The following is a 24,674-nucleotide window of genomic DNA, read 5'->3' as shown; positions in this document are numbered from 1 at the left end:
CTTCCGCGGGCCCGTGGGTCCGGGCGCGGGGTGCGGTCCTGGGGCGGGTCCGGTCAGCCGGGTCAGCCGAGCTTCTTCGTGAGGATGTACTCGGTCACCCCCGGCGGGTAGTCGGGGACCCGGCCGACGACCGCGTAGCCGTGTCTGCGGTAGAACGCCGGAGCCTGGAAGTCCCAGGTCTCCAGGCGGGAGTTCGTGCAGCCACGGCCGACGCGGGCCTCGCGTTCGGCCGCGGTGAGGAGCTGGGAGCCGAGGCCCGCGCCGCGGTGGGGGGTGTCGACCCAGAGGAGGTCGACATGGAGCCAGCGCGCCCAGGTGCGGCCCGCCAGGCCCGCGGCCAGTTCGCCGGACGTCTCGTCCACCACCCAGACCTGCAGCGGGACTTCGTCCTCGTGCGGGGTGCCGGCCAGGGCACGCATCGCCGGGGAGCGTTGTGCGTTGGCGGCCTCCAGCCGTTCGCCGAGCAGCACACGGCGTTCTTTGTCGACTTCTGTCTCAAAACGAAACATGAGGCACACCTTAAACACGGCGTTCAACCAGTTCTGCAAATGCCCTTCCGCTCCCGGCCACCGGCCCTACTCTGATGCACAGCGCCGGTGGGGGCCGGTGCTGTTCAGGGGGCGAGACAGTCGGGTACGACGCCCGGGGCGGGGTAGCAGTCAAGCACGGCGGCGGCCGTGGGACTGCCCACCACTCCTTCCGGGCGCCGTACCCGCGCTTCGTGACCTCCGCCGGAAAGCACAGCCTGGGGGTGTCTGTGGTTCGTATCCGGGTCCTTGTGGTGGACGACCATCGAATCTTCGCCGAGTCACTCGCCGCGGCGCTCGCGGCCGAGCCGGACGTCGAGGTCGCCGCGGCGGGCAGCGGCCCGGCCGCGCTGCGCTGCCTCGAGCGCGCGGCGGCCGACGGCCGCAGATTCGATGTGATGCTCGTCGACGCGGATCTGGGGGCCGCGGCGGCACCGGCCGCCCCGGTCGTCGCCCGTGCCGTCCCCGACGACGGGGACGGTTTCGTGGACGGCATCTCCCTGGTGTCCGGGGTGCGTTCGGCCCGTCCCGCGGTCCGTACGGTCGTCCTCGCCGACAAGGACGATCCGCGCCGTGCCGCACTGGCGCTCCAGGCCGGGGCCTCGGGCTGGGTGGCCAAGGACTGTTCGCTGCAGCGGCTGCTCACGGTGATCCGTGGCGTGCTGCGCGACGAGACGCATCTGCCGCCCGCGCTGCTCTCGGGCGTCCTGCGGGAGCTGACCGCCGCGCGCAAGCACCGCACCGAGAGCGAGCGGCTCGTCGAGTCGCTCACCCCGCGCGAGCGCGAGGTGCTGCGCTGCATGGTGGCGGGACTGGGGCGCAAGGCGGTCGCCGAGCGGCTCTTCCTCTCCCCGCACACGGTCCGCACCCATATGCAGAACGTGCTGGGCAAGCTGGGTGTGCATTCGACCCTCGCCGCTGTGGCGCTGGCACGGCGGGCCGGGGTCGGCCCCGCGGAGCCGGCGAGGTCCTCAGCCGGGGACGTTGTCGAACGGGGCGGTCAACTGGCGTAGCAACCCGGCCAGTTCGCCGCGCTGGGTGCGGGAGAGCTCGCTCAGGATGGCTCGTTCCTGGGCGAGCAGCCCGGCCAGGGCCTGATCGGCGCGGTCACGGCCCTCGGTGGTGAGACGCACCAGCACACCGCGCCGGTCGCTCGGATCGGGCAGCCGCTCGACCAGGCCCTTCTTGGCGAGCCGGTCGATACGGTTGGTCATCGTGCCCGAGGTGACCAGGGTCTGGGTGAGCAGCTGGCCGGGGGAGAGCTGATAGGGCGCGCCCGCGCGCCGCAGCGACGTCAGGACGTCGAACTCCCAGGGCTCCAGTTGGTGCTCGGAGAACGCGATCCGGCGGGCCCGGTCGAGATGGCGTGCCAGTCTGGAGACACGGCTGAGCACCTCGAGCGGCTCCACGTCGAGGTCGGGGCGCTCGCGGCGCCAGGCAGCGACCAGTCGGTCGACCTCGTCCTCCATGACGATCAGTGTAGATGGTCTGTCGACATGAAGTCTCTTGACGTCAAGATATATTTAGCTGGACGATTGGGCATGGTCGGGCCGGAGCCCCGTTCCGGTTCCGGAAATCGTTCCAGCAAGGGGGATCGAACATGCATTCCGTTCCAACCTGGGATCCACAGCAGTACCTACGACACTCGGGCCACCGAACCCGCCCGTTCCTCGATCTGCTCGCCCGCATACCCGAACTGCCCCACGGCACACGGCCGGCCCGGATCGCCGACCTGGGCTGCGGACCCGGCAATGTGACCGTCCTGCTCGCCGACCGCTGGCCGGACGCACGGATCACCGGATTCGACCTCTCGCCCGAGATGCTCGCCCGCGCGGAGAAGGAGTACGCGGGCCCCACGGCCGGCGGCGGCCTGCTCGACTTCCGTCCCGCCGACGCCGCGCACTGGACACCCGACGAGCCCTACGACCTCATCGTCTCCAACGCGGCACTGCAGTGGGTGCCGAGCCACCCCGAGTCCTTCGCGACCTGGATCGACGGCCTCGCGCCCGGCGGCACCCTCGCCTTCCAGGTCCCCGGCAACTTCACCTCACCCAGCCACGCGCTGCTCGGCGAACTCTGCGACGCCCCGCAGTGGCGCGACCGCCTCGACGGCCAGGGCCGCCGCTTCGTCCACGTCCTGGAGCCGGCCGACTACCTCATCCGTCTCGCCGACCTCGGCTGTGCGACGGACACCTGGGAAACGACCTACCTCCAGCTGCTCACCGGCGAGGACCCCGTCCTGGACTGGGTGAAGGGCACGGCGCTGCGGCCGGTCCTCACCGCGCTCGAAGGGGACGAGGAAGCCACCGAGGAATTCCTCACCCAGTACCGCGATCTGCTCCGCAAGGCCTATCCGCCCGGCCCGCACGGCACGGTCTTCCCGTTCCGCCGCATCTTCGCCGTGGCCCGCAAACCGTCGTGACCAGGAGGGGGTACCGATGCTGACCGCTGTCGACCACGTCCAGCTCGCCGCACCACCGGGCTCCGAGGGCGCCCTGCGCGCGTACTACACCGAAGTCCTCGGCATGACCGAGATTCCCAAGCCCCCGGCCCTCGCCGTCAACGGCGGCTGCTGGTTCCGGGCCGGATCCGTGCAGCTGCACCTCGGTATCGAGGAATCCTTCCGGCCGTCCCGGAAGGCCCATCCGGGCCTGCGCGTCAGCGGCATCGAGGCGTATGCCGACCGCCTCGCGGCACACGGCGCCAAGGTGGTCTGGGACCACGACCTGCCCGGACACCGCCGCTTCTACTCCGAGGACCCGGCCGGAAACGTCCTGGAGTTCCTGGAGCCTGCCCGGTGACCGGCTCCGCCGACCTGGCCGATCCGGCCGACTTACCCCCCGGTCGGCGGTCACTCCCACGACAGGGACCCGACCGCCGGCCGGGACTGAAGCGCCCCGGGCACCGACGGCCTCACCGACGGCCTCAGCTCTTGCGGTGGCCTATCAGGCGCGGCTTCGGCTCCAGCCCGTCCAGCCCGTGCCAGGCCAGATTGACCAGATGCGCCGCGACCTCCGCCTTCTTCGGCTTGCGGGCGTCCAGCCACCACTGGCCGGTCAGCGCGACCATCCCCACCAGCGCCTGCGCGTACAGCGGCGCCAGCTTCGGATCGAAGCCGCGCGCCTTGAACTCCAGCCCCAGGATGTCCTCGACCTGAGTGGCGATGTCGCTGATCAGCGACGCGAACGTACCCGTCGACTGCGCGACCGGCGAGTCGCGCACCAGGATGCGGAAGCCGTCCGTGTACGTCTCGATGTAGTCGAGCAGGGCGAACGCGGCCTGCTCGAGCAGCTCCCGCGGATGGCCCGCGGTCAGGGCTCCGGTGACCATGTCGAGGAGCTGGCGCATCTCCCGGTCCACCACGACGGCGTACAGGCCCTCCTTGCCGCCGAAGTGTTCGTACACCACCGGCTTGGAGACCCCGGCCTTCGCCGCGATCTCCTCCACCGACGTGCCCTCGAAGCCCTTCGCCGCGAAGAGTGTGCGACCGATGTCGAGCAGCTGCTGGCGGCGCTCGGCTCCGGTCATCCGGACCCTGCGTCCCCGCCGGGGCTTCTCACTGCTGCTGGTGCTGCTGCCGTCGATCGCCACGTCCTCAATCATGCCGCCTCCGCGGCCTCCGTTTTGCGCCGGGCGTCGATCCGCTCAGCGGTCGGCCAGCGCACGTCGTACGCCCAGCCGGCCAGCTCGAACCAGCGGATCAGCCGCGCACTGGAGTCGATCTGCCCACGCATCACACCGTGCCGCGCGCTCGTCGGCTCCGCGTGGTGCAGGTTGTGCCAGGACTCGCCGCAGGACAGCAGCGCGAGCCACCACACGTTGCCCGAGCGGTCACGCGACTTGAACGGGCGCTTGCCGACCGCGTGACAGATCGAGTTGATCGACCAGGTCACGTGGTGCAGCAGCGCCACCCGCACCAGCGAGCCCCAGAAGAACGCGGTGAACGCGCCCCACCACGACATCGTCACCAGACCGCCGACCAGCGGCGGGATCGCCAGCGACAGGATCGTCCAGTACACGAACTGACGGGAGATCGCCCGGATCGCCGGGTCCTTGATCAGATCCGGCGCGTACTTCTGCTGCGGTGTCTGCTCCTCGTCGAACATCCAGCCGATGTGCGCCCACCACAGGCCCTTCATCAGCGCGGGGACCGTGTCACCGAACCGCCACGGCGAATGCGGGTCCCCCTCGGCGTCGGAGAACTTGTGGTGCTTGCGGTGGTCCGCCACCCAGCGGACCAGCGGGCCCTCCACCGCCATCGAGCCGGCGACGGCCAGCGCGATGCGCAGCGGGCGCTTCGCCTTGAACGAACCATGGGTGAAATAGCGGTGGAAGCCGATCGTGATGCCGTGGCAGCCGAGGTAGTACATGAAGACGAGCAGACCGAGATCGAGCCAGCTCACGCCCCAGCCCCAGGCCAGCGGAACCGCGGCCAGCAGAGCGAGGAAGGGCACCGTGATGAACAGCAGCAGGGCGATCTGCTCGATCGAACGCTTGTTGTCGCCGCCCAGGGTGCCGGGCGGGAGGTCGGATTCGGACGGCTTCCGGGCGTCGTCGATCACATCGGGGCTTGTGGTCATGGGGTGTCCCCTGGGGGGTGAGAGGTGTGTCTGATCCGTTGCTACGGGTCCGTAACCTACGGCGTCGTAAGTATGTCAGCGCGAAGCCTCGCGGCAAGAGGGCTGTGGACAACGCCGCGTGAACGGACACCTATCCTTGGAGTCGTCGGACAGCGCGGTCCGCAAAGCCTCCGGAAAACCTCCAGACGTGCTCAAACACTGCAAGGAGCCGCACCTGTGAGCAGTGCCGACCAGACAACAACCGCCAGCGCCGAGCTGCGCTCCGACATCCGCCGACTGGGCGATCTGCTGGGCGAGACCCTCGTACGGCAGGAAGGCCCCGAGCTCCTCGAGCTCGTCGAACGCGTACGTGCTCTGACCCGGACGGACGGCGAGGCCGCCGCCGAGCTGCTCGGGGACACCGACCTGGAAACCGCCACGAAGCTGGTTCGCGCGTTCTCCACCTATTTCCATCTTGCCAACGTGTCCGAGCAGGTGCACCGCGGCCGCGAGATGCGCGAGCGGCGCGCCGCCGAGGGCGGACTGCTCTCGCGGACCGTCGATATGCTCAAGGAAGCCGATCCCGAGCATCTGCGCCAGACCGTCGGCAATCTCAACGTCCGGCCCGTGTTCACGGCGCACCCCACCGAGGCCGCGCGCCGGTCCGTGCTGAACAAGCTGCGGCGCATCGCCCAGCTGCTGGAGACCCCGGTCATCGCCGCCGACCGCCGCCGGCACGACCTCCGGCTCGCCGAGAACATCGACCTCATCTGGCAGACCGACGAGCTCCGCGTCGTACGCCCCGAGCCCGCCGACGAGGCCCGCAACGCCATCTACTACCTCGACGAACTGCACGCCGGCGCCGTCGGCGACGTTCTCGAGGACCTCGCCGCCGAGCTGGAGCGCGTCGGCGTCGAGCTGCCGTCCGGCACCCGGCCCCTGACCTTCGGCACCTGGATCGGCGGCGACCGCGACGGCAACCCCAACGTCACACCGGACGTCACGGGCGAGGTGCTGATCCTCCAGCACGAGCACGGCATCACCGACGCGCTCGAGGCCGTCGACGCGCTGCGCGGACTGCTGTCCAACTCGATCCGCTACGCCGGGGCCACCGAGGAGCTGCTGGAGTCGCTGCAGACCGACCTGGAGCGGCTCCCCGAGATCAGCCCCCGCTACAAGCGGCTCAACGCCGAGGAGCCGTACCGCCTCAAGGCCACCTGCATCCGCCAGAAGCTCGTCAACACGCGCGAGCGGCTCGCCAAGGGCACCGCGCACGAGGACGGCCGTGACTACCTCGGCACCGCCGAGCTGCTCCACGACCTCACCCTGGTCCAGACGTCGCTGCGCGCCCACCGGGGCGGGCTGTTCGCCGACGGCCGCCTCGACCGTACGATCCGTACGCTCGCCGCCTTCGGGCTGCAGCTCGCCACCATGGACGTACGGGAGCACGCGGACGCCCACCACCACGCCCTCGGCCAGCTCTTCGACCGGCTCGGCGAGGAATCGTGGCGGTACGCCGACATGCCGCGCGACTACCGGCAGAAGCTGCTGGCCAAGGAACTGCGCTCGCGGCGGCCGCTCGCCCCGACCCCGGCCCCGCTGGACGCCGCCGGGGCCAGGACCCTCGGCGTCTTCCACACCGTGAAGGAAGCCTTCGAGCGGTTCGGGCCCGAGGTCATCGAGTCCTACATCATCTCGATGTGCCAGGGCGCGGACGACGTCTTCGCCGCCGCCGTGCTGGCCCGCGAGGCCGGGCTGATCGACCTGCACGGTGGCTGGGCGAAGATCGGCATCGTGCCGCTGCTGGAGACCACCGACGAGCTGAAGGCCGCGGACGTCATCCTCGACGGCATGCTCGCCGACCCCTCCTACCGCAGGCTCGTCTCCCTGCGCGGCGACGTCCAGGAGGTCATGCTCGGCTACTCCGACTCCTCCAAGTTCGGCGGCATCACCACCTCACAGTGGGAGATCCACCGGGCCCAGCGGAGGCTGCGCGACGTCGCTCACCGTTACGGAGTTCGCCTGCGGCTGTTCCACGGCCGCGGGGGGACGGTCGGCCGCGGCGGCGGCCCCTCGCACGACGCGATCCTCGCCCAGCCGTGGGGCACGCTGGAGGGCGAGATCAAGGTGACCGAGCAGGGCGAGGTCATCTCCGACAAGTATCTGATCCCCTCGCTGGCCAGGGAGAACCTGGAACTGACCGTGGCCGCGACGCTCCAGGCGTCGGCGCTGCACACCGCCCCGCGCCAGAGCGACGAGGCGCTCGCCCGCTGGGACGCCGCGATGGACACCGTCTCGGACGCCGCCCACGCCGCGTACCGGCGGCTGGTGGAGGACCCCGACCTCCCGGCGTACTTCTTCGCCTCCACGCCCGTCGACCAGCTCGCCGATCTGCACCTGGGCTCACGGCCCTCACGCCGCCCCGACAGCGGCGCGGGACTCGACGGACTCCGGGCGATCCCGTGGGTCTTCGGCTGGACCCAGTCGCGGCAGATCGTGCCGGGCTGGTTCGGCGTCGGCTCCGGACTGAAGGCCGTTCGCGAGGCGGGCCTCGACTCCGTTCTCGCGGAGATGTCCGAGAAGTGGCACTTCTTCCGGAACTTCCTCTCCAACGTGGAGATGACGCTCGCCAAGACGGACCTGCGGATCGCCCGGCACTACGTGGACACCCTCGTGCCGGACGAGCTGAAGCACGTCTTCGAGGACATCGAGGCGGAACACGAGCTGACGGTGCGTGAGGTACTGCGGGTGACGGGCGGGGAGCAGCTGCTCGACTCCAACCCGGTGCTCCAGCAGACCTTCGCGATCCGGGACGCCTACCTGGACCCGATCTCGTATCTGCAGGTCTCGCTGCTCGCCCGCCAGCGCCGGGCGGCGGAACGCGGGGAGCCGGCGGACCCGCTGCTCTCGCGGGCGCTGCTGCTGACCGTGAACGGCGTGGCCGCGGGCCTCCGCAACACGGGCTGACGCCCGGGCGTTTCGTTGCAGGATCGCCGGACGGGTTCGACGAGAGCCCGTCCGGCGAGGCGTCAGAGGGCGAAGAACGCGCTCACCAGAAGCGCTCCGCCCGCCGCCGCCGTCGCCCACGCCGTGCGGGGCATCCGCAGCCCACCGCCGATGACGCACGCCGCGAGGAGCAGCGCGCCGCCGAAGGGCAGCCAGGCGTGGAGTGCGCCGGGCCAGCCGGTGCGCACGGCCTCGTCGGTGCCGGGCTTCACGACGACGGGGAGCTTCGCGCCCTTGTCGACGGCGACCGAGCGCTCGATGGTCAGACCCGTGCGCGCGCCACCGGCTCCGTCGGGGTCGAAGGGGCCCGTGCACGTCTTCTCGCCGCAGCTCGCGACGGTGAGCGTGCCGTGCTCGCGGCCCTTGGACAGCAGGACGTGCTGGGCCGTGCCCCACGACGACCAGACGCCGGCGACGAGCAGCAGCAGGGCGACCAGGACCATGGACACGCGGCGCCCGTGGTCGAGCATCCGGCCGGAGGAGTTCCGCTTCATGGGGCGCGATCCTTCGGCAATCGACCGCGCTCGGTCAACCTCAGGCCATTGCTATGGGGGGCTTGTCAGGAGTTGTACGCACTCTGCGCCCGCTCCAGACCCTCCGTCACCAGACACTCCACCGAGTCCGCCGCCCGGTCCACGAAGTAGTCCAGCTCCTTGCGCTCCACCGAGGAGAAATCCTTCAGCACGAAGTCCGCCACCTGCATCCGCCCCGGCGGACGCCCGATACCGAACCGGACCCGGTGATAGTCCGCACCCATCGCCTTCGTCATCGACTTCAGACCGTTGTGCCCGTTGTCGCCGCCGCCCAACTTCAGCCGCAGCACGCCGTAATCGATGTCCAGTTCGTCATGGATCGCCACGATGCGCGCCGTCGGCACCTTGTAGAAGTCCCGCAGCGCCACCACCGGACCACCCGACAGATTCATGTACGACATCGGCTTCGCCAGGATCACCCGCCGGTTCGCGGGACCGATCGGACCGATCCGGCCCTCCACCACCTGCGCCTGCGTCTTCGCCGCCCGCTTGAACTTCCCGCCGATGCGCTCCGCGAGCAGATCCGCGACCATGAAGCCCACGTTGTGGCGGTTGGCCGCATAGCCCGGCCCCGGATTCCCGAGCCCCACCACCAGCCAGGGCGCGCCGGCGTCCTCCGTCGTCATGAACGTCTCCTCGTGTCCGGACAGAAAACGGGGTGGCGGGCCGAGCGGCCCGCCACCCCGTCAAGCAGAGCCTACGGCTCAGGCCTCGACAGCCTCGGTGGCCTCGCCCTCGACGGCCTCGCCCTCGGCCTCGGCGGCCGGCTCCTCGGCCTGCGCGGCCAGGACCTGCAGGACGACGGTCTCCTCGTCGACGGCCAGGGTCACGCCCTTCGGCAGCGTGATGTCCTTGGCGAGCACGGAGGCGCCGGCCTCCAGGCCCTCGACGGACACGGTGAACGCCTCGGGGATGTGGGTGGCCTCGGCCTCGACCGGCAGCGCGTTCAGGACGTGCTCCAGCAGGTTGCCGCCCGGGGCCAGCTCGCCCTCGGACTGCACCGGAACCTCGACGGTGACCTTCTCGCCGCGCTTCACCAGCAGCAGGTCGACGTGCTCCAGGAAGCCCTTCAGCGGGTCGCGCACGACGGACTTCGGGATCGCCAGCTCGTTCTTGCCCTCGATGTCCAGGGACAGCAGGACGTTCGGCGTACGCAGCGCCAGCAGCAGCTCGTGGCCCGGCAGCGTCAGGTGGATCGGGTCCGAACCGTGACCGTAGAGAACACCCGGGACCTTGCTGTCGCGGCGGATGCGGCGGGCAGCGCCCTTGCCGAACTCGGTGCGGGTCGTGACGCTGATCTTGACCTCGGACATATGCACTCCTCGTATCTGGTGACGAACATGAACAGTCACCCGGCCACGACTGGCCTGCTACGAAGAGCGCGTCGATAACGGACCGCCGTACACATGAGTACGGCCTCCCTCGCCGAGCAACCTGAACAGTCTACTCGGCGGGGAGGCCGCCCCGGAAATCGATCTAGATACCGGACATCGGATCCCGGACATCAGCCCGGGACATCAGCCCAGACATCAGCTCCGGAGAACGGAGCCGGAGATCACTGCTCCTCGAAGAGGCTCGTCACCGAACCGTCCTCGAAGACCTCGCGCACCGCACGCGCGATCGTCGGAGCGATCGACAGGACCGTGATCTTGTCCAGCTCCAGATTGTTCGGGTCCGGCAGCGTGTTCGTGAACACGAACTCGCTCACCTTCGAGTTCTTCAGACGGTCCGCGGCGGGGCCGGACAGCACACCGTGCGTCGCCGTCACGATGACGTCCTCCGCACCGTGCGCGAAGAGCGCGTCCGCGGCCGCACAGATCGTGCCGCCCGTGTCGATCATGTCGTCCACCAGGACGCAGACCCGGCCCTCGACATTGCCGACGACCTCGTGGACCGTGACCTGGTTCGCCACGTCCTTGTCACGGCGCTTGTGCACGATCGCCAGCGGCGCGTCCAGCCGGTCGCACCAGCGGTCCGCGACACGCACCCGGCCGGCGTCCGGCGAGACCACGGTCAGCTTCGAACGGTCGACCTTCGCGCCCACGTAGTCCGCCAGCAGCGGCAGCGCGAACAGATGGTCCACCGGCCCGTCGAAGAAGCCCTGGATCTGGTCCGTGTGCAGATCGACCGTGAGGATCCGGTCGGCACCCGCCGTCTTCATCAGATCCGCGACCAGACGGGCCGAGATCGGCTCACGGCCACGGTGCTTCTTGTCCTGACGGGCATAGCCGTAGAACGGCACGATCACGGTGATGCTCCGCGCGGAAGCCCGCTTCAGAGCGTCGATCATGATCAACTGCTCCATGATCCACTTGTTGATCGGAGCCGTGTGGCTCTGGATCAGGAAGCAGTCGGCGCCACGCGCCGACTCCTGGAAGCGGACGTAGATCTCACCGTTGGCGAAATCGAATGCCTTGGTCGGCACCAGGCCGACACCCAGCTGATGTGCGACCTCCTCGGCCAGCTCGGGGTGGGCGCGGCCGGAGAAGAACATCAGCTTCTTCTCGCCGGTCGTCTTGATCCCGGTCACAGCAATGTCTCCTCAGACGTGTCGCTCTGCTGCTGATCCGCCCGTCCCTTGTGCGGCGAGCCAGCCGAATCGTGTGTACGTATCACGGTACGCCGAGATTGACGCACTCGTTTCCGGTCAGCTCCCGTCGTTGAACTGCCTGACAGCCTCCGCGGCGGCCTGCGCGGCCGCACTTCCCGGGCGCTTACGAGCCACCCAGCCCTCGATATTCCGCTGCTGGCCACGGGCGACCGCGAGCGAACCCGGGGGCACGTCCTTGGTGATGACCGAGCCCGCCGCCGTGTAGGCGCCGTCCCCCACTGTGACAGGTGCAACAAACATGTTGTCCGACCCCGTCTTGCAGTGGGACCCGATCGTCGTGTGGTGCTTCGCCTCGCCGTCGTAGTTCACGAAGACGCTCGCCGCACCGATGTTGGTGTACTCGCCGATCGTCGCGTCGCCCACGTACGAGAGGTGCGGCACCTTCGTGCCCTCGCCGATCGTGGCGTTCTTCATCTCCACGTACGTACCGGCCTTGGCCTTCGCGCCCAGCTTCGTACCCGGACGCAGATACGCGAACGGCCCGACGGACGCCGCCTCGCCGATGACCGCGCCGTCCGCCACGGTGTTGTCGACCCGGGCACCCCGGCCGACCACCGTGTCCCTCAGCCGGGTGTTCGGCCCCACCTCGGCGTCCTCGGCGACATGTGTGGCGCCCAGCAGCTGAGTACCCGGGTGGATCACCGCGTCCCGCTCGAACGTCACCATCACGTCCACGACCACCGACGCCGGGTCCACGACCGTCACACCGGCGGTCATCGCCCGCTCCAGCAGCCGCTCGTTCAGCAGCCGGCGGGCCTCCGCCAGCTGCACCCGGTTGTTGATGCCGAGGATCTCCCGGTGGTCGGCCGTGACGGACGCGCCCACCCGGTGACCCGCCTCGCGGAGGATGCCGAGGACGTCCGTCAGGTACTCCTCGCCCTGGCTGTTGTCCGTGCGCACCTTGGCGAGCGCGTCGGCGAGCAGCTGCCCGTCGAACGCGAAGACACCCGAGTTGATCTCCCGGATCGCCCGCTCGGCCTCGGTCGCGTCCTTGTGCTCCACGATCGCGGTGACCGCACCGGTCGCGGCGTCCCGCACGATCCGGCCGTAGCCGGTGGAGTCCGGCACCTCGGCCGTCAGCACGGTCACGGCGTTGCCGTCGGCGGTGTGCGTCGCGGTGAGGGCGGTCAGCGTCTCGCCGGAAAGAAGGGGAGTGTCCCCGCACACGACCACCACGGTGCCGCCCCCGGAGCCTTCGGCCTGGGGGGACCCCCAGGTCTGCCCGAGCTCCTCGAGCCCCATGCGGACGGCGTGACCCGTGCCGTTCTGCTCGGCCTGGAACGCGGTGCGCGTCCCGGCGTAGTGCGCGGCGAGATGTTCCTCGACCTGCTCACTGGCATGCCCGACGACCACGACGAGCTGCTCGGGCTCCAGCTCACGGGCGGCGGACACGACATGCCCGACGAGCGAGCGCCCGGCGATCTCGTGCAGAACCTTGGGAGTCTTCGACTTCATGCGGGTGCCCTCACCCGCGGCGAGGACGACGACGGCGGCCGGGCGGTTGGCGCTCACGGGAATGCCCTTCGGCTTCGGGTGGTGGACACCCGAAGGATACCGGGGGGTTTCAGGGGTGAAATGAGGGCGGGTCCTGACCGTGGAGATCAGGACCCGAATCGCATGAAGCTCCCCCGCCAGGACTCGAACCCGGACATAAGGCACCAAAAGCCTCAGTGCTGCCAATTACACCACAGGGGATCAAACCCGACTGAACCGGACATTGGGTCAGGCTGCCGGATCGGCTCCCAACACTATGCCGTACCAGGCCCCCTCCATGCGACGGTAGAGGTCGGCGCTCTCGGTGACGTAGATGACGAGACAGCCGCGGTAGGCCTCCGCCGTGTTCTTGCGCGTGGTTTTCGGGTTGTGCCGCTTCAGCGTCGCCTTCCGGAAGGCCGACGCGTCGACCCCGGCCACCTCGGCCCAGAACCCCTCAGCCCCGGCGACGTCCGCGCTCTCATGGATGCTCACGCGGAAGCGCATGCGCTCGCGCGGCACGCCGAGGAGGGCGAGCCAGCGCAGATAGAGCCTGATGACATGGGGATCGCTGTTGATGAAATGAAGGCACTCCCTCCGGCGGTACGGCTTGTCCTTGGCGCCCTCCGCCCAGTAGAGCGTGACGCCCGCGATGAACAGCTCGCGGTCCGTGAGGCGGCCGACCCCCTCCCGCGCCGCGCGCTTGGCCTCCTCACGTCTTTCGTCCCGTGCGGCACGCATCCGGACGAGGCCCGCGTTCATCAGGGCGCGCTGCTCCTCGCTCGTGTAGCGAGGCGCCGGTTTGGGCAGGTCCCTCACCCACAGGGAGATCGAGCTCTTCGAGCACCCCAGTTCCATCTGGATCTGGTCGTACGTCATGCCCTGCTGCCGCAGCTCCCTCGCTCGCGCTCGCAGGTCGTCCTTCGCGTTCGGTCGTTTCGTCCACTCCGGTGGGGGCTCGCCCTTCACGAGGCGGTTGAGGAGTTCGTTGTTGTCGATGTGGAGTCGGTCACGGATCTGGCGCAGGCTGAGGCCTGCGCGGCGGAGAGCGGTCGCCTGCTCGCGGAGGCCTTCGAGGTCGGTGTACTTCCCGGTGGCTCGTGACATACGGCAAGGTTCGTCCGGAATGCGGGCGTCCGGGTCGAAGGTGTGCTCGATTCGCCGGTTCGAGCGGTCGTCGCGGGGTGCGTTCGTGTTCGATGACGTTTCGTGCTGCTGCAGTCGCCGGAAAATCGGTGGCGGCCTTTCGTAGTCTGGGAGGCATGACCACAACGGGGGCACACCAGGACTCTGCGGGCGATAGCCCGCGGAGCCTGCTGTGGTGGGGGCGGCGGCGCAGTGCGGTGCTGGACGTGGGGCTCGGTCTCGTGTCCGCGGTGGAGTGTGCCGTGGAGGGGGTGCGGTTCGCGCAGACGGCCGCGGTGCCGGTGGCGTTCGGGGTGGTCCTCGGGCTGATCGCCGGGTCGGTGCTGGTGCTGCGGCGCCGGTGGCCGGTCGCCGTGGTGCTGGTCTCGGTCGCGATCACCCCGGCCGAGATGGGCTTCGTGATGGGGATCGTCGGGCTGTACACGCTCGCCGCGTCGGAGGCGCCGCGGCGGGTCATCGCCGCGCTGGCCGGGATGTCGCTGCTCGGGACGTTGATCGTCACGTTCGTCAGGACCCACCAGGACGTTTCCACGACCGACTTCGACCCGGGCCCCTGGTACGTGCCGGTGGTCTCCGTCGTCATGTCGGTCGGCCTGACGGCTCCGCCGCTGCTGCTCGGTCTGTACGTCGGGGCGCGGCGGCGGCTGATGGAGAGTCTGCGGGAGCGGGCGGTGAGCCTGGAGCAGGAGTTGTCGCTGCTGGCGGACCGTGCGGAGCAGCAGGCGCAGTGGGCGCGCACGGAGGAGCGCACCCGGATCGCGCGTGAGATGCATGACGTCGTCGCGCACCGCGTGAGTCTGATGGTGGTGCATGCGGCGGCGTTGCAGGCGGTGGCGTTGAAGGATCCGCAGAAGGCGGTGCGCAACGCCGCTCTGGTGGGGGACATGGGGCGGCAGGCGCTGACGGAGCTGCGGGAGATGCTCGGGGTGCTGCGCGCCGGTGAGGAGGTCGCGGCGCGGGCGGCGGAGCCGGAGCCGGTGCCGTTGGCGGCGGTGGGTGCGGCGGCCGCGGCCGCGGCGGCTGCCGCGGCGGGCGACGGTCCTTCGCTGGCGGATCTGGAGCCGTTGGTGGAGCAGTCCCGGCAGGCCGGGATGGCGGTGGAGCTGACGGTGCACGGTGCGACGCGGATGTACCGGCCGGAGGTCGAGCAGACGGCGTACCGGGTGGTGCAGGAGGCGCTCACGAACGTGCACAAGCACGCGGCGGGCGCGAAGGCGTGGGTCCGGGTCGCTCATCGTGACGCGGAGATCGCGATGCAGGTGGAGAACGGTCCGTCGGAGCGGGGCGTGGCGGATGCGGGTCTGCCGAGCGGGGGGAACGGTCTGGTGGGTATGCGGGAGCGGGTCTCGGCGCTGGGCGGGGTGTTCGTGTCGGGGCCGACGGACGCGGGTGGGTTCCGGGTGTCGGCGGTGCTGCCGATGGAGTCGCCGGCGGTGTGAGGGCGTGAAGGCGCGGCGGTGTGACGGCGTGACGGCGTGGCGGTGTGACGGCGTGCGGCCGTGTGGGCCGTGGTGTCGTCTTGGGGTCGCGGGCGGCGTGGTGTGAGGGTGTGAAGGCGCGGCTGTGTGAGGCCGCGGTGTCGTGATGGGGTCGCGGGCGGCGTGGTGCCGTGGGGCCGGGGTCTCAGGACGTGGTCAGTCGGGGCGGCTGGTTGCCGGTGACGAGAGCGGTCAGGGCCTGGTCGAGGTCGGGGCCGAGGTACCAGTCGCCGGTGTGGTCGAGGCTGTAGACGCGGCCTTCGGCGTCGATCGCGAGGACTGCCTGGGCGTCGCCTTCCTCGCCCAGGGGCGCGATCTCGGTGTCGAGGGCGCGGCCGAGGTCGCCGAGGGTGCGGGCCAGGTGGAGTCCGGCGAGGGGGTCGAAGCGGACGGTCGCGGGTGCCGTCTGCCGGCCGGGGCCGGGCGGGGTGATCAGCAGGGCGCCGAATTCGGCCCAGGCCTCCACGGCGGCGGGGAAGACCGCGTGCCGGTGGCCGCCGGGGGATTCGTGGGCGCGAAGGGTGTCGGCCCAGTGTTCGGCGAGCTTGATGTCCCAGCGGCCCGGCTGCCATCCCGCGTCGCGCAGGGCGGCGTCCACGGAGACGGGGAACCGGGTGGTGCTGAGGGGGTGGTCGGGCATGGGTGCGTGTTCAGCCGTTCTGGTTCTGGGCCGGGTCGACGGTGCGGACGCCGAAGTGGGCGAGCATCGCCGTACAGGAACGGCAGGGTGCGGCGTAGCTGCCGTGGAGCGGGTCGCCGTCCTCGCGGATGCGGCGGGCGGTGAGTTTGGCGTGCTTGAGGGAACGGCGGGCCTCGCCGTGGGTGAGGGGTTTGCGCTGGGCGCGCTTGGAGCGGGCGGCGTCGGTGGCGCCGAGGTGGCGTGAGAGCAGGATCGCTTCGGGACAGCGGCCGGTGAAGCGTTCGCGCTGTCCGCTGGTGAGGGTGTCGAGGAAGTCCTGGACGAGCGGGTGGAGTGCGGGTGGCTGGTCACCCCTGCCGGCGGTGCAGGTCAGGGTTTCGCCGCGTACGCAGAGCGCGGCGGCGACGGTCGGCAGGATGCCGTCGCGGCGGAAGCGGAGTGCGGGCGGGCGCCCTGCGGCCTCCGCACTGCTCCAGCTGAGCCTGGGGTCACCGGTCGTGTCCGATGGTGCCGTCTGCGGTGCCGTGTGCATGGTGCTGTTGTCCCTCCCTGCAATCCCCCGAGTTGCGGGGACAGCCTGCCAAATGGGGCGGCAGGTAAGGAAGCGGGGTGACTGAAACGTGTAGCTGTGTCGTCCCGGCTTCGGCTCAGGGTCACACCGGAGTGACGGTTCGTTACGGAAGTGGAGGGGCCGTGGCCGCTGTTGCCCCACCGCATAGGCTGTGGTGAACGAGCCGGACGCAGCAGGGGGCAAACCGCCATGACGACAGGTCGGATCGGGCTGGGGGCACCTCCCGGCCCTCAGGGCCGGGGGAACGCCGCGCCACCGAACGCGGCCTACGCCGGGCAGGTCGTGCACTTTCCGGACCCGGTGAGGGCCGCGCGGCATCCGCAGGGTGTCCGGATGGACGAAAACGGCTTTCCGGACTTCTCGCCGTATGCGCGTGCCGCCGCGGAGATCGCCGAGCCCCCGGAGGGTTTCGGAGTCGACGAACTGCGGCTCACGGACTACGTGTCGGCGAACGCCGCGCTGGCGGCCGACGGCCACGAGCTGTGGGACACGATTCCGGCGGTGGCGACGCCGCACGGCTGGACGTGGCACCACGTCGCGGGCGGCCGTCGGCTGGAACTCGTGCCGGTCGAGGTGAAGGCGCTGCTGCGGCACCACGGCGGTGTGGCGACGGCCGCGGTCGACCACGCCAAGCGGGGTACGCGTCCGCTGCAGGAGACCCGGCCCGCGCACTTCGGGCTGCCCAAGGGGGCGGTGTCGGTCACCGAGCAGCAACTCCTCGGTGTGGAGGAGGACTTGGGTTACCGCCTGCCGGGCGCGTACCGCTCCTTCCTGAAGGCGGCGGGCGGTTGTGCGCCGGTGGGCGCGGCGCTGGACGCGGAGCTGGGGCTGCTGATCGACCAGCCGTTCTTCACGGTGCGTGAGGAGGCCGCGGTCAATGACCTCGTGTACGTCAACAAGTGCCTGCGGGACCATCTGACCAAGGACTACCTGGGCGTCGGTTTCGTCCAGGGCGGGCTGCTGGCGGTGAAGGTCCGCGGCGGCGGGGTCGGATCGGTGTGGTTCTGCGCGTACGACGACGCCCGCGACCAGGACGGCTGGACGGTCACCGACCGCGTGGAGCGGCTGCTGCTGCCGTGCGGCGACGACTTCGACGCGTTCCTGTCCCGGCTGGCGGGCAATCCGCCGGAGCTGGAGACCGTGGCGAACCTGATGGTGGACGGCGGCTTCGCGCGTGCCGTCCCGGTGGGGGAGTGAGCTTCTCGATGGTGACGTTCGCGCAGGCGCAGGAGCGCGCGGAAGAGTGGATCAACGGCGACGTGCCCGCGTACCAGCACCGTGAGGTGCGGGTGCGGGAGTTCGACCTGGGCTTCGTGGTGTGGGCCGAGGACCGCGCGGAGGGGCCGACGTCGGACGGCGGCCGGCAGCGGATGGTGATCGCCCGGGACAGCGGGGAGGCCACGCTGTGGCCGGGGCTGCCGGTGGGCGAGGTGATCCGTCGTTACGAGGAGGAGTACGGCACTCCGGACGTGGCGGTGGCCGCGGCCGCACCGCCGCCGGAGCGGATCGACCTGAACCAGACGTCGTTCCTGCTGAGTCCGCCGGAGTGGCTGCAGGACGCGGCGGACAGGCTGGGCATACCGGACCAGCGGAGCACGCGCGGCGGCCAGGGGTCGCCTGCGGCGGGCGCTGCGCAGGATTCCGGCGCGGTGCAGCCCGCCCCGGGTGCCGGCTGGTCGCACGGCGGTACCGGTGGTCGTGGCTCGCATGTCGGCGGCGACGCGTGGCCGGGCTCTGCGGCGGCCGCGGCAGCCGCCGCGGGAGGCGCGGCAGGTGTCCCGCAAGCGCCGGGTGTGGCTGACGCGAGGCCCGTGTCCGGCGATGCGGCTGCCCAGGGTCCGGGTGCGTCCGGGACCGGCGCGGGTGCTGCCGCCGGTGGTTCTTCGCCGCAGGTTCCGGCCGGCGGCACCAGCGGCGGCGGTTCGCACATCGGCGGCAGTGCGTGGCCGGGTACGAGCACTGACTCCGGTGCTGCGTCGGCGCCCGCGCCCGCATCGCCCTCCGCGCCCGCATCGCCCTCGGCGCCCGCGCCGGCACCGGCAACGGGTCCGTCCGGGCCGGGCGTTCCCGCCGACGGGTGGCCCGCCGCCGGGAGTGGGGACTACGAGCCCACCGCTTCCGACGGAGTCCCGGCCGCGCCCGCGGACGCCACGCCGTGGGCCGGGACCGATACGAACGCCGCGTCGGACGAAGGTGCCGTACCGCTGCCGGCGACGGTGTTCGCGCCGCCGCTCGCGGGGGCGGACGACGACGACACCCCGCCGCCCTCGGTGGGCGCCGACGCGCCGACCGCGCTGATGTCGGGCGGAAGCGGGCTGCCGCGTACGGCGGTCGCGCCCGCGGTCGACCCGCAGGACCACGGCTCCGGTGCGGTGCCTCAGCAGCCTGCCGCCCGTCCGTCGGCCGGTGACATCGCGGACGCCGCGACCAGCAAGGCCAGCCTGCCGCCGCGCGGTTCGCGCGGCGGTGGCGCGACGACCCCGCCGCCGCCCGGTGAGCCCGGCGTTCCCGGTGCCAGGCCCGGCGCTCCGGCGGGTGGGTACGTACCGACGCAGATGGTCTCCCAGCTCGGCCCCGAGGGACCGCAGCCGCCGCAGCCTCCCGCCGCGCCCGCAGCGCCGGGTACGCCGCCGGGCGGGGTGCATCACGCGGCGACGATGCTCGCGGGCCCGAGCCAGGGTGGTCCCGGCACTCCGCAGCCTCCGGGTCCGCCCGGGGCGCCCGGCACTCCGCCGGGTGGGGTGCATCACGCGGCGACGATGCTCGCGGGCCCGAACCAGGGCGGACCCGGTGTGCCCCAGCCGCCGCAGCCTCCTGGCCCGGTGCCCGGCCCGCCTCCTGGCCCGTTGCCCGGCCCGATGCCCGGACCAGTGCCCGGCCCGGCGCCCGCGTACGGCTATCCGCAGCAGCCGCCGGCCGGTCTGCCGACCGTCGGCCCCGGCTACCAGGCCGTGTTGCGCTACCGCGCGCCCGACGGCTCCGAGCAGCAGCTCATCCGTCGCTCGGCGCCCGGCACCCCGCATCCGGAGTGGCAGATCTTCCATGAGCTGCGCGGGATGAACGTCCCCAACGACCAGGTGCTGGAGCTCCACACCGAGCTGGAGTCCTGTGAGCTGCCCGGCGGCTACTGCGCCCGGATGATCCGGGAGACCTGGCCGCAGGCGCGGATCACGAGCATCGCCCCGTACGGCAAGGACCACGCCAGCCGGCAGGGCGGTATGCAGCAACTGCTCACCCACCAGGGCGAGTTGCATCAGGTGGCGGACGGTCCGGCGCGCCCCGCGCCGGTGCGCGCACCGCTGCCGCAGGTGCAGCCCGCGCCGCCGGTCCCGCCGGAGGGGATCGCGCAGGAGCTGGTGGGGGCGTTCGGGCCGCAGGGCATCTGCCGGTTCGACCAGCGGGCCGTGTCCCGCCAGGGCGTGCCCGAGGTCGTCGCGCTCACCCTGGTCTGGGCGGGGCTGCCGGCCGACTTCGGTCCGTTCTTCTGGGCGCAGCCCGCCCAGCCGGTGGTGCCGACCCTGGCCGAACTCGCGGCGCAGCGACAGGTGCAGCCGGCCTCGGACGCAGGCTCGTACCTCGTCGTCGGCAGCGACTTCGGCCGTGCGATCTGTGTCCAGTACGGCACGGCGCAGATCGTGGCGGTGCCGGTGGAAGGCGGTCCGGGCGGTCAGCCGATGTCACCGCAGTTCGTGAACAGCGGTCTGCCGGAGTTCACCCGCTCGCTGGCGCTGCTCGGCAGGATGTGGCGGCTGCGCTTCGGACTAAACCCGGAGCAGGCCGGCCGCTGGACGGTCGACTTCCAGGCGCAGCTCGCCGCACTGGACCCGGCGGCGCTGTCGTCGCCGGAAAGCTGGTGGTCGGTGCTGCTGGAGCAGATGTGGGACGGGCTGCTCTGACCCGTACCTGCTGACGCGGCGCGCACGCGCGCACGAACGAACAGGACGCCCGATCCGGGAACGGATTGGGCGTCCTCGCTTATGTGGCGGAGTGTCGCGTTATGACTGCTTCGCCGCGATCGAGCACGATGTCCCCGCGTCGACCGCTCCGAAAGGAGTCCAGGGATGAATGCGGGATCGGCTCATGGAAGGTTCCTCTCCGTACGCGGACGGGGCTACCGGCTGGACCAGGTCGACCGGTACGTCGCCGGGCTGGCCCGGGACCGCGACGAGGCGTGGGAGCGGGCGGCCCGGCTGACGCTGCTGGTCAAGAAGCTGGCGGCCGAGGCGGAAGGACTGCGGCAGTTCGCCGAGGCGCTGGGCAGGCAGACGTACGCGCCGCTCGGCCCCCGCGCCCAGGAGGTCCTCACCCTCGCGGAGAACGAGGCCGCGGCCGTGCGCGGTATGGCGCGGGAGGAGGCGCAGGCACTGTGCGAGGCGGCGGAGGCGGGAGCCCGCCGGACGAGGGAACTGGCGGGCGAGCAGGCGGCGGAGGTGCGCGAGGAGGCGGACGCCCGCGCCCGGCGCGCGCTCCGGTCCGCGCGTGCCGCCGCGGAGGAACTGGTCGAGGCGGGCCGGGTCGAGGCCGCTGCGGAGCGCGGTGAGGCGCTGGCGGTCATGGAGGCGTCCGGGCGCCGGGCGGCCGGGATGCTGAAGGAGCTGGACCGGGAGCGGGTGGCCCGCCGGTACGAGACCGAACGGGAACTCGCGGCGCGGCAGGCCGCGTCGGCGGAGCGCTACGCCGAACTGACCGCCGACGCACAGGCCCGGCTCGCGGAGGCCGTGTGCGCCTTCGCGGAGGCGGAGGAGACAGCCCGCCACGGCCAGGAGGACGCGGAGGTGCTGACGGCCCGGCTGATCGAGGACGCCAGGGTGCAGGCTGCCCGTATCGCCCGGGAGACGGATCGGGTACTGCGCGACCACGTGCGCCGTGCGGAGGAGATCCACGCCCACCTCGACCACATCCGCACGGGCCTCGCGGCGCTGACGGACCGCCCGCCGACACGGGACTGACGTCGGCGTACGGTCCTTCGGCGTACGGCCGACCCGCGCCCGTGGGGGCGCGGGAGTGTGGGAACGCGGGGACGTGGCGACGCGCGGACCGGTGAACGTCCGCACCTCCGGCACACCACTGCCCCAGGGACGGTGGACATCCCTGGGGCAGCTCGGGGGCGGCGGATCGTCGTACGTCAGCCCGGGTTCTGCCCCGATACGGCGCCCGCCAGGATCGTCGGCTCGACCGACTCGTAGCGCTCGCGCTGTGCCGAGGCCTCGCGGGGAGAACGGATGGTGCCGAGCCAGCCGGCCAGGAAGCCCGCGGGGACCGAGACCAGACCGGTCGTGGTGTACGGGAACCAGTTGAAGTCCTGTTCGGGGAACACGGACTGCGGGGTGCCGGACACGAGGTTGGTGCCGGTCATCAGCACGAGCGCGCTGCCGGCTCCCACGATGAGGGTCAGGAGCAGGCCCGTGCGGGTGTAGCGGCGCCAGAACATGCTGTAGACGAGCGCGGGGGCGACCGCGGAGGCGCCGATGGAGAAGGACAGCGTGACCAGCGCCTGGAGGTTCCAGTGCTGGGCGAAGGCCGCGAGGGTGATCGCGACGAGGCCGACGCCGACCGCGGCGCCTCGCGCGATGGCCATCTCGGCGGTGTGCGGCAGGGCGACTCTGCGTACCCCGTGCGCGACGAGGTCGTGCGCCAGGGTGTTGGCGCAGGCGAGGGTGATTCCGGCGACCGAGGCGAGCAGCGTGAGGAAGATCGCCGTGGCGACGGTGGTGAACACGAGCGATTCGAAGGTGTTCGCGTCCGCACCCAGGACGGCCTGACTGACCAGCAGGAACGCGGTCTTGCCCTGCGGGTCGGCGATGACGAGCCCCTTGTGCCCGACGATCGCGGCCGCTCCGAAGCCGATGATGACGAGGAGCAGGCACGTCACGACGACGGTCGACACGGCCCAGGACATCGAGCGCCGCACGGCGGTGGCGCTGCGGGCGGTGAACATGCGCATCGTGATGTGCGGCAGCACCGCCGCGCCGAGCACGATCGTCAGCTGCGCGCTGATCATGTCGATCTGGTCGCCGCCGAACTGGAGCCCGGAGGTGAGGTAGGCGTCGCCAGCCCCGCTGCCCTTCTTGGCCGCGTCCAGCAGGTCGGGCACGCTGAAGTCGAAGCGGTTCATGACGAGTACGGCGATGGCGGTGGCCGCGCCCAGCAGGACGACGGTCTTGACGATCTGGATGAAGGCGGTGCCCTTCATGCCGCCGATCGCGGCGTACGCGATCATCAGCACGCCGAGGAAGATGATCGCCCCGGTCTTGAACCCGTCCGCGTCGAATCCGAGGACGAAGGCGAGCAGATCGCCGGCTCCCGCGAGCTGGAAGACCATCAGCGGCAGCAGAGCGGCCAGGGTGACCGCGCACGCGGTGATGCGTACGGCGGGTCCCGGGGTGCGGCGGGTCAGGATGTCGCCCATCGTGAACCGGCCCGCGTTCCGCAGTGGTTCGGCGAGCAGGAACATCATCAGGACCAGTGAGACGACGGTGCTCAGCGCGAGCGTCAGCCCGTCGTAGCCGACGAGCGCGATGACGCCGATGGTGGCGAGCACGGTCGACGCGGAGATGTAGTCGCCGGCGATGGCGAGACCGCTCTGCATGGGGGAGAGCGAGCGGTAGCCGGTGTAGAACTCGCCCAGGTCGTCGCGGTCGGGACCGGTCATCACGCACAGCAGGAGCGTGACCGTGATGACGGCGATGAACGCGACGAACGACATGGTCTGGGCGTCGGAGTTGAACCCGCTCATGCGCGCATGCCTCCCGACGGCCAGTCCCAGCCGGCGGCTGCGTGGTGGTTCTGCCGGCCGTGACGGGGCGCGGGCGCCTCGGCGGCCTGCTCGGCTTCGGCCCGGATCGCGGCGGCGAGCGGGTCGACGCGCTCGCGGGCGATGCGCTCGTACGCCGCGATGGCGGCCAGGGTCACCGGCAGCGTGATGATGCCCAGGAGCACACCCGTGGTGAGGCCACCGCTGATCTCGCCGGCCATGAGGTCGGGCGCGTAGCCGGAGAGCAGGAGGAAGAGGACGAAGTAGCCGAGCGCGGTGTACGTCGCGACACGACGCAGCCTGCGATAGCCCGAGCGAAGCCGGTGCAGGTCACCGGCCGAGCGGGACGGCGCGGGAGGCGGGGGCGGGGGTGGCGGCGCGTCCCAGTCCCAGGGCTGCCTCGCTGGGGCGGGGGGTTCGGGGAAGTACGGGTCGTACGACATGGTGCAGCTCCTTGCGGCGGCAGGAGCGGCGAACGTTACCCGTCGGTACTGGATGGCGTAAGGGGGTTACCGACCAGGAGGTATGTCGTTTCGGCAACGGTCGTGTCACGCGAAGGAGCGCCCTCTGCGGCTGGGCCCACCAGCCCCGCCGCGCGGCCTCTACTTGACGGAGGCGGGGGGCTCGGCCGGGATGACGGGCGTGTTCTCGCAGCCGAATGTGTTCGCGACGACCTTGGCGGAGTGCAGCAGGTGGGCGTAGAGGACCCGGGTACTGGTCTCGCCGGTGAGAGAGTCGGTCAGTCGTCCCTCGATGGGGATCTCGTTCTCCTGCTTGGCAGGAGTACCGGGGATCTTGCACTTGACGTACACGCGGTAGCGGACAATTCCGTCACTGTCCTTGCCGTGGACCAGTTTGACGGCCGAATTCACCGCCGTTTCGGTCTGCGCCGGGCTGACCCCAGTGGCTTCGTCGAATGGCGTATCGAAGGGGAAGTAGGAGGCGCCGTACCGGATTTCGAGCTGCCTTTCGGTCGCGGCGCCCGTCGCGGCCAGACAGGTACGCGCCCTCAGGAACGTGGGCACCCCGGTCTCTTCCGGTGTCCAGTCCTTCACCTGCCGGTGGAAGAGCGAGCGGGCTCTTTCCAGATCGTCGACGACCTCCAGGCGCGCCTTGCCTCCCGTACGGTCCTCCAGCCACTGGAGCCCGGACTCGCCCAGGAGTTGTTTGCAGGTGGAGACGTCGGGGGCGGCCTCGGTGGTCGCGTCCTTGCCCTTGTCGTCCTTGCCAGTGGTGCATGCGGCCGCGCCCAGCAGGAGGACGATCGCGGTGGCGCATGCGAGCGGCCTGTTCACGGTCGCCATCCCTGAGCGGTCTCGGTGCCACCGAGCCTTCGGGCGTCGTCGTATGCGCCCTCCGCGCGCTCCGACAGCTCG

Annotated in this window: 23 protein-coding genes and 1 tRNA gene; 8 read left to right on the top strand and 16 right to left on the bottom strand. The window is 71.1% G+C overall.

Features of this window, described 5'->3' with window-relative positions; all coding sequences use genetic code 11:
- Positions 1-62: 62 nt before the first annotated feature.
- Complete coding sequence (locus ACIQMR_RS21155; RefSeq protein WP_401389303.1) at positions 63-509, bottom strand: GNAT family N-acetyltransferase; 447 nt, start codon at positions 507-509, stop codon at positions 63-65.
- Between the two features lie 248 nt (positions 510-757).
- Here ACIQMR_RS21155 and ACIQMR_RS21150 point away from each other — a divergent pair, with 248 nt between their 5' ends.
- Positions 758-1,540, top strand: a complete 783-nt coding sequence (locus tag ACIQMR_RS21150; protein ID WP_401389593.1) for a LuxR C-terminal-related transcriptional regulator — start codon at positions 758-760, stop codon at positions 1,538-1,540.
- Here the strand turns inward: ACIQMR_RS21150 and ACIQMR_RS21145 are convergent.
- On the bottom strand, positions 1,499-1,996 hold the full coding sequence (locus ACIQMR_RS21145; RefSeq protein ID WP_358668616.1) for a MarR family transcriptional regulator: 498 nt from the start codon (positions 1,994-1,996) through the stop codon (positions 1,499-1,501). The two genes, ACIQMR_RS21150 and ACIQMR_RS21145, sit on opposite strands and share 42 nt — an antisense overlap.
- Before the next feature lie 131 nt (positions 1,997-2,127).
- Here ACIQMR_RS21145 and ACIQMR_RS21140 point away from each other — a divergent pair, with 131 nt between their 5' ends.
- Positions 2,128-2,949 carry a trans-aconitate 2-methyltransferase gene (locus ACIQMR_RS21140; protein ID WP_328725486.1) on the top strand — a complete coding sequence of 274 codons (822 nt, stop codon included), beginning with the start codon at positions 2,128-2,130 and terminating at the stop codon, positions 2,947-2,949.
- A gap of 16 nt (positions 2,950-2,965) precedes the next feature.
- Positions 2,966-3,328: a VOC family protein gene (locus ACIQMR_RS21135; RefSeq protein WP_401389299.1), complete on the top strand. Its 363-nt coding sequence runs from the start codon at positions 2,966-2,968 to the stop codon at positions 3,326-3,328.
- 124 nt (positions 3,329-3,452) lie between these two features.
- Here the strand turns inward: ACIQMR_RS21135 and ACIQMR_RS21130 are convergent, their stop codons facing one another.
- A complete protein-coding gene (locus tag ACIQMR_RS21130) occupies positions 3,453-4,130 on the bottom strand; it encodes a TetR/AcrR family transcriptional regulator (protein ID WP_266378798.1) in 678 nt (225 codons plus the stop codon).
- Complete coding sequence (locus ACIQMR_RS21125) at positions 4,127-5,107, bottom strand: acyl-CoA desaturase (protein WP_401389296.1); 981 nt, start codon at positions 5,105-5,107, stop codon at positions 4,127-4,129. Before ACIQMR_RS21125 ends, ACIQMR_RS21130 begins: the two co-directional genes overlap by 4 nt.
- Positions 5,108-5,323: 216 nt before the next feature.
- Between ACIQMR_RS21125 and ppc the strand changes: the two genes are divergently transcribed.
- Positions 5,324-8,053 carry a phosphoenolpyruvate carboxylase gene (ppc, locus tag ACIQMR_RS21120; protein WP_401389293.1) on the top strand — a complete coding sequence of 910 codons (2,730 nt, stop codon included), beginning with the start codon at positions 5,324-5,326 and terminating at the stop codon, positions 8,051-8,053.
- Between the two features lie 62 nt (positions 8,054-8,115).
- Here ppc and ACIQMR_RS21115 read toward each other — a convergent pair whose 3' ends face one another.
- The 7 genes from ACIQMR_RS21115 to ACIQMR_RS21085 all read right to left on the bottom strand — a co-directional run bounded on the left by ACIQMR_RS21115 (position 8,116) and on the right by ACIQMR_RS21085 (position 13,816).
- Positions 8,116-8,586 carry a hypothetical protein gene (locus ACIQMR_RS21115; RefSeq protein ID WP_401389290.1) on the bottom strand — a complete coding sequence of 157 codons (471 nt, stop codon included), beginning with the start codon at positions 8,584-8,586 and terminating at the stop codon, positions 8,116-8,118.
- A 65-nt stretch (positions 8,587-8,651) separates the two neighbouring features.
- On the bottom strand, positions 8,652-9,251 hold the full coding sequence (pth, locus tag ACIQMR_RS21110; RefSeq protein ID WP_401389287.1) for an aminoacyl-tRNA hydrolase: 600 nt from the start codon (positions 9,249-9,251) through the stop codon (positions 8,652-8,654).
- Positions 9,252-9,329: 78 nt separating this feature from the next.
- A complete protein-coding gene (locus ACIQMR_RS21105; protein ID WP_401389284.1) occupies positions 9,330-9,938 on the bottom strand; it encodes a 50S ribosomal protein L25/general stress protein Ctc in 609 nt (202 codons plus the stop codon).
- A 242-nt stretch (positions 9,939-10,180) separates the two neighbouring features.
- Complete coding sequence (locus ACIQMR_RS21100; RefSeq protein ID WP_358668757.1) at positions 10,181-11,155, bottom strand: ribose-phosphate diphosphokinase; 975 nt, start codon at positions 11,153-11,155, stop codon at positions 10,181-10,183.
- Positions 11,156-11,272: 117 nt separating this feature from the next.
- Positions 11,273-12,748, bottom strand: coding sequence for a bifunctional UDP-N-acetylglucosamine diphosphorylase/glucosamine-1-phosphate N-acetyltransferase GlmU (glmU, locus tag ACIQMR_RS21095; protein WP_401389281.1), 1,476 nt, complete (start codon positions 12,746-12,748; stop codon positions 11,273-11,275).
- 111 nt (positions 12,749-12,859) lie between these two features.
- Positions 12,860-12,931, bottom strand: a tRNA-Gln gene (locus ACIQMR_RS21090).
- Between the two features lie 27 nt (positions 12,932-12,958).
- On the bottom strand, positions 12,959-13,816 hold the full coding sequence (locus ACIQMR_RS21085; RefSeq protein ID WP_401389278.1) for a hypothetical protein: 858 nt from the start codon (positions 13,814-13,816) through the stop codon (positions 12,959-12,961).
- A gap of 155 nt (positions 13,817-13,971) precedes the next feature.
- Here ACIQMR_RS21085 and ACIQMR_RS21080 point away from each other — a divergent pair, with 155 nt between their 5' ends.
- Complete coding sequence (locus tag ACIQMR_RS21080) at positions 13,972-15,294, top strand: sensor histidine kinase (protein WP_401389275.1); 1,323 nt, start codon at positions 13,972-13,974, stop codon at positions 15,292-15,294.
- A gap of 184 nt (positions 15,295-15,478) precedes the next feature.
- On the opposite strand, the gene ACIQMR_RS21075 is transcribed toward ACIQMR_RS21080, so the two are convergent.
- Both ACIQMR_RS21075 and ACIQMR_RS21070 read right to left on the bottom strand, forming a co-directional pair.
- Complete coding sequence (locus ACIQMR_RS21075; protein WP_266378769.1) at positions 15,479-15,973, bottom strand: SUKH-3 domain-containing protein; 495 nt, start codon at positions 15,971-15,973, stop codon at positions 15,479-15,481.
- Positions 15,974-15,983: 10 nt separating this feature from the next.
- On the bottom strand, positions 15,984-16,505 hold the full coding sequence (locus ACIQMR_RS21070) for a YwqJ-related putative deaminase (RefSeq protein WP_401389271.1): 522 nt from the start codon (positions 16,503-16,505) through the stop codon (positions 15,984-15,986).
- A 228-nt stretch (positions 16,506-16,733) separates the two neighbouring features.
- Here ACIQMR_RS21070 and ACIQMR_RS21065 point away from each other — a divergent pair, with 228 nt between their 5' ends.
- The 3 genes from ACIQMR_RS21065 (at position 16,734) to ACIQMR_RS21055 (ending at position 21,493) form a co-directional block, all read left to right on the top strand.
- Positions 16,734-17,741, top strand: coding sequence for an SMI1/KNR4 family protein (locus ACIQMR_RS21065; protein WP_401389268.1), 1,008 nt, complete (start codon positions 16,734-16,736; stop codon positions 17,739-17,741).
- Between the two features lie 8 nt (positions 17,742-17,749).
- On the top strand, positions 17,750-20,440 hold the full coding sequence (locus ACIQMR_RS21060) for an SUKH-4 family immunity protein (protein ID WP_401389265.1): 2,691 nt from the start codon (positions 17,750-17,752) through the stop codon (positions 20,438-20,440).
- Positions 20,441-20,605: 165 nt separating this feature from the next.
- On the top strand, positions 20,606-21,493 hold the full coding sequence (locus ACIQMR_RS21055; RefSeq protein WP_401389262.1) for a hypothetical protein: 888 nt from the start codon (positions 20,606-20,608) through the stop codon (positions 21,491-21,493).
- Positions 21,494-21,669: 176 nt separating this feature from the next.
- Here ACIQMR_RS21055 and ACIQMR_RS21050 read toward each other — a convergent pair whose 3' ends face one another.
- The 3 genes from ACIQMR_RS21050 to ACIQMR_RS21040 form a co-directional block, all read right to left on the bottom strand.
- Positions 21,670-23,280: a cation acetate symporter gene (locus ACIQMR_RS21050; protein WP_401389259.1), complete on the bottom strand. Its 1,611-nt coding sequence runs from the start codon at positions 23,278-23,280 to the stop codon at positions 21,670-21,672.
- Positions 23,277-23,741: a DUF485 domain-containing protein gene (locus tag ACIQMR_RS21045; protein WP_401389256.1), complete on the bottom strand. Its 465-nt coding sequence runs from the start codon at positions 23,739-23,741 to the stop codon at positions 23,277-23,279. Before ACIQMR_RS21045 ends, ACIQMR_RS21050 begins: the two co-directional genes overlap by 4 nt.
- A 159-nt stretch (positions 23,742-23,900) precedes the next feature.
- Positions 23,901-24,593 carry a hypothetical protein gene (locus ACIQMR_RS21040; RefSeq protein WP_401389254.1) on the bottom strand — a complete coding sequence of 231 codons (693 nt, stop codon included), beginning with the start codon at positions 24,591-24,593 and terminating at the stop codon, positions 23,901-23,903.
- Positions 24,594-24,674: the final 81 nt, after the last annotated feature.

It is taken from the genome of Streptomyces sp. NPDC091376 (assembly GCF_044757085.1).
Lineage (GTDB): Bacteria > Actinomycetota > Actinomycetes > Streptomycetales > Streptomycetaceae > Streptomyces > Streptomyces pratisoli.
Note: the sequence above shows the minus strand (reverse complement) of the source record. Positions and strands in the feature narration are given on the sequence as shown.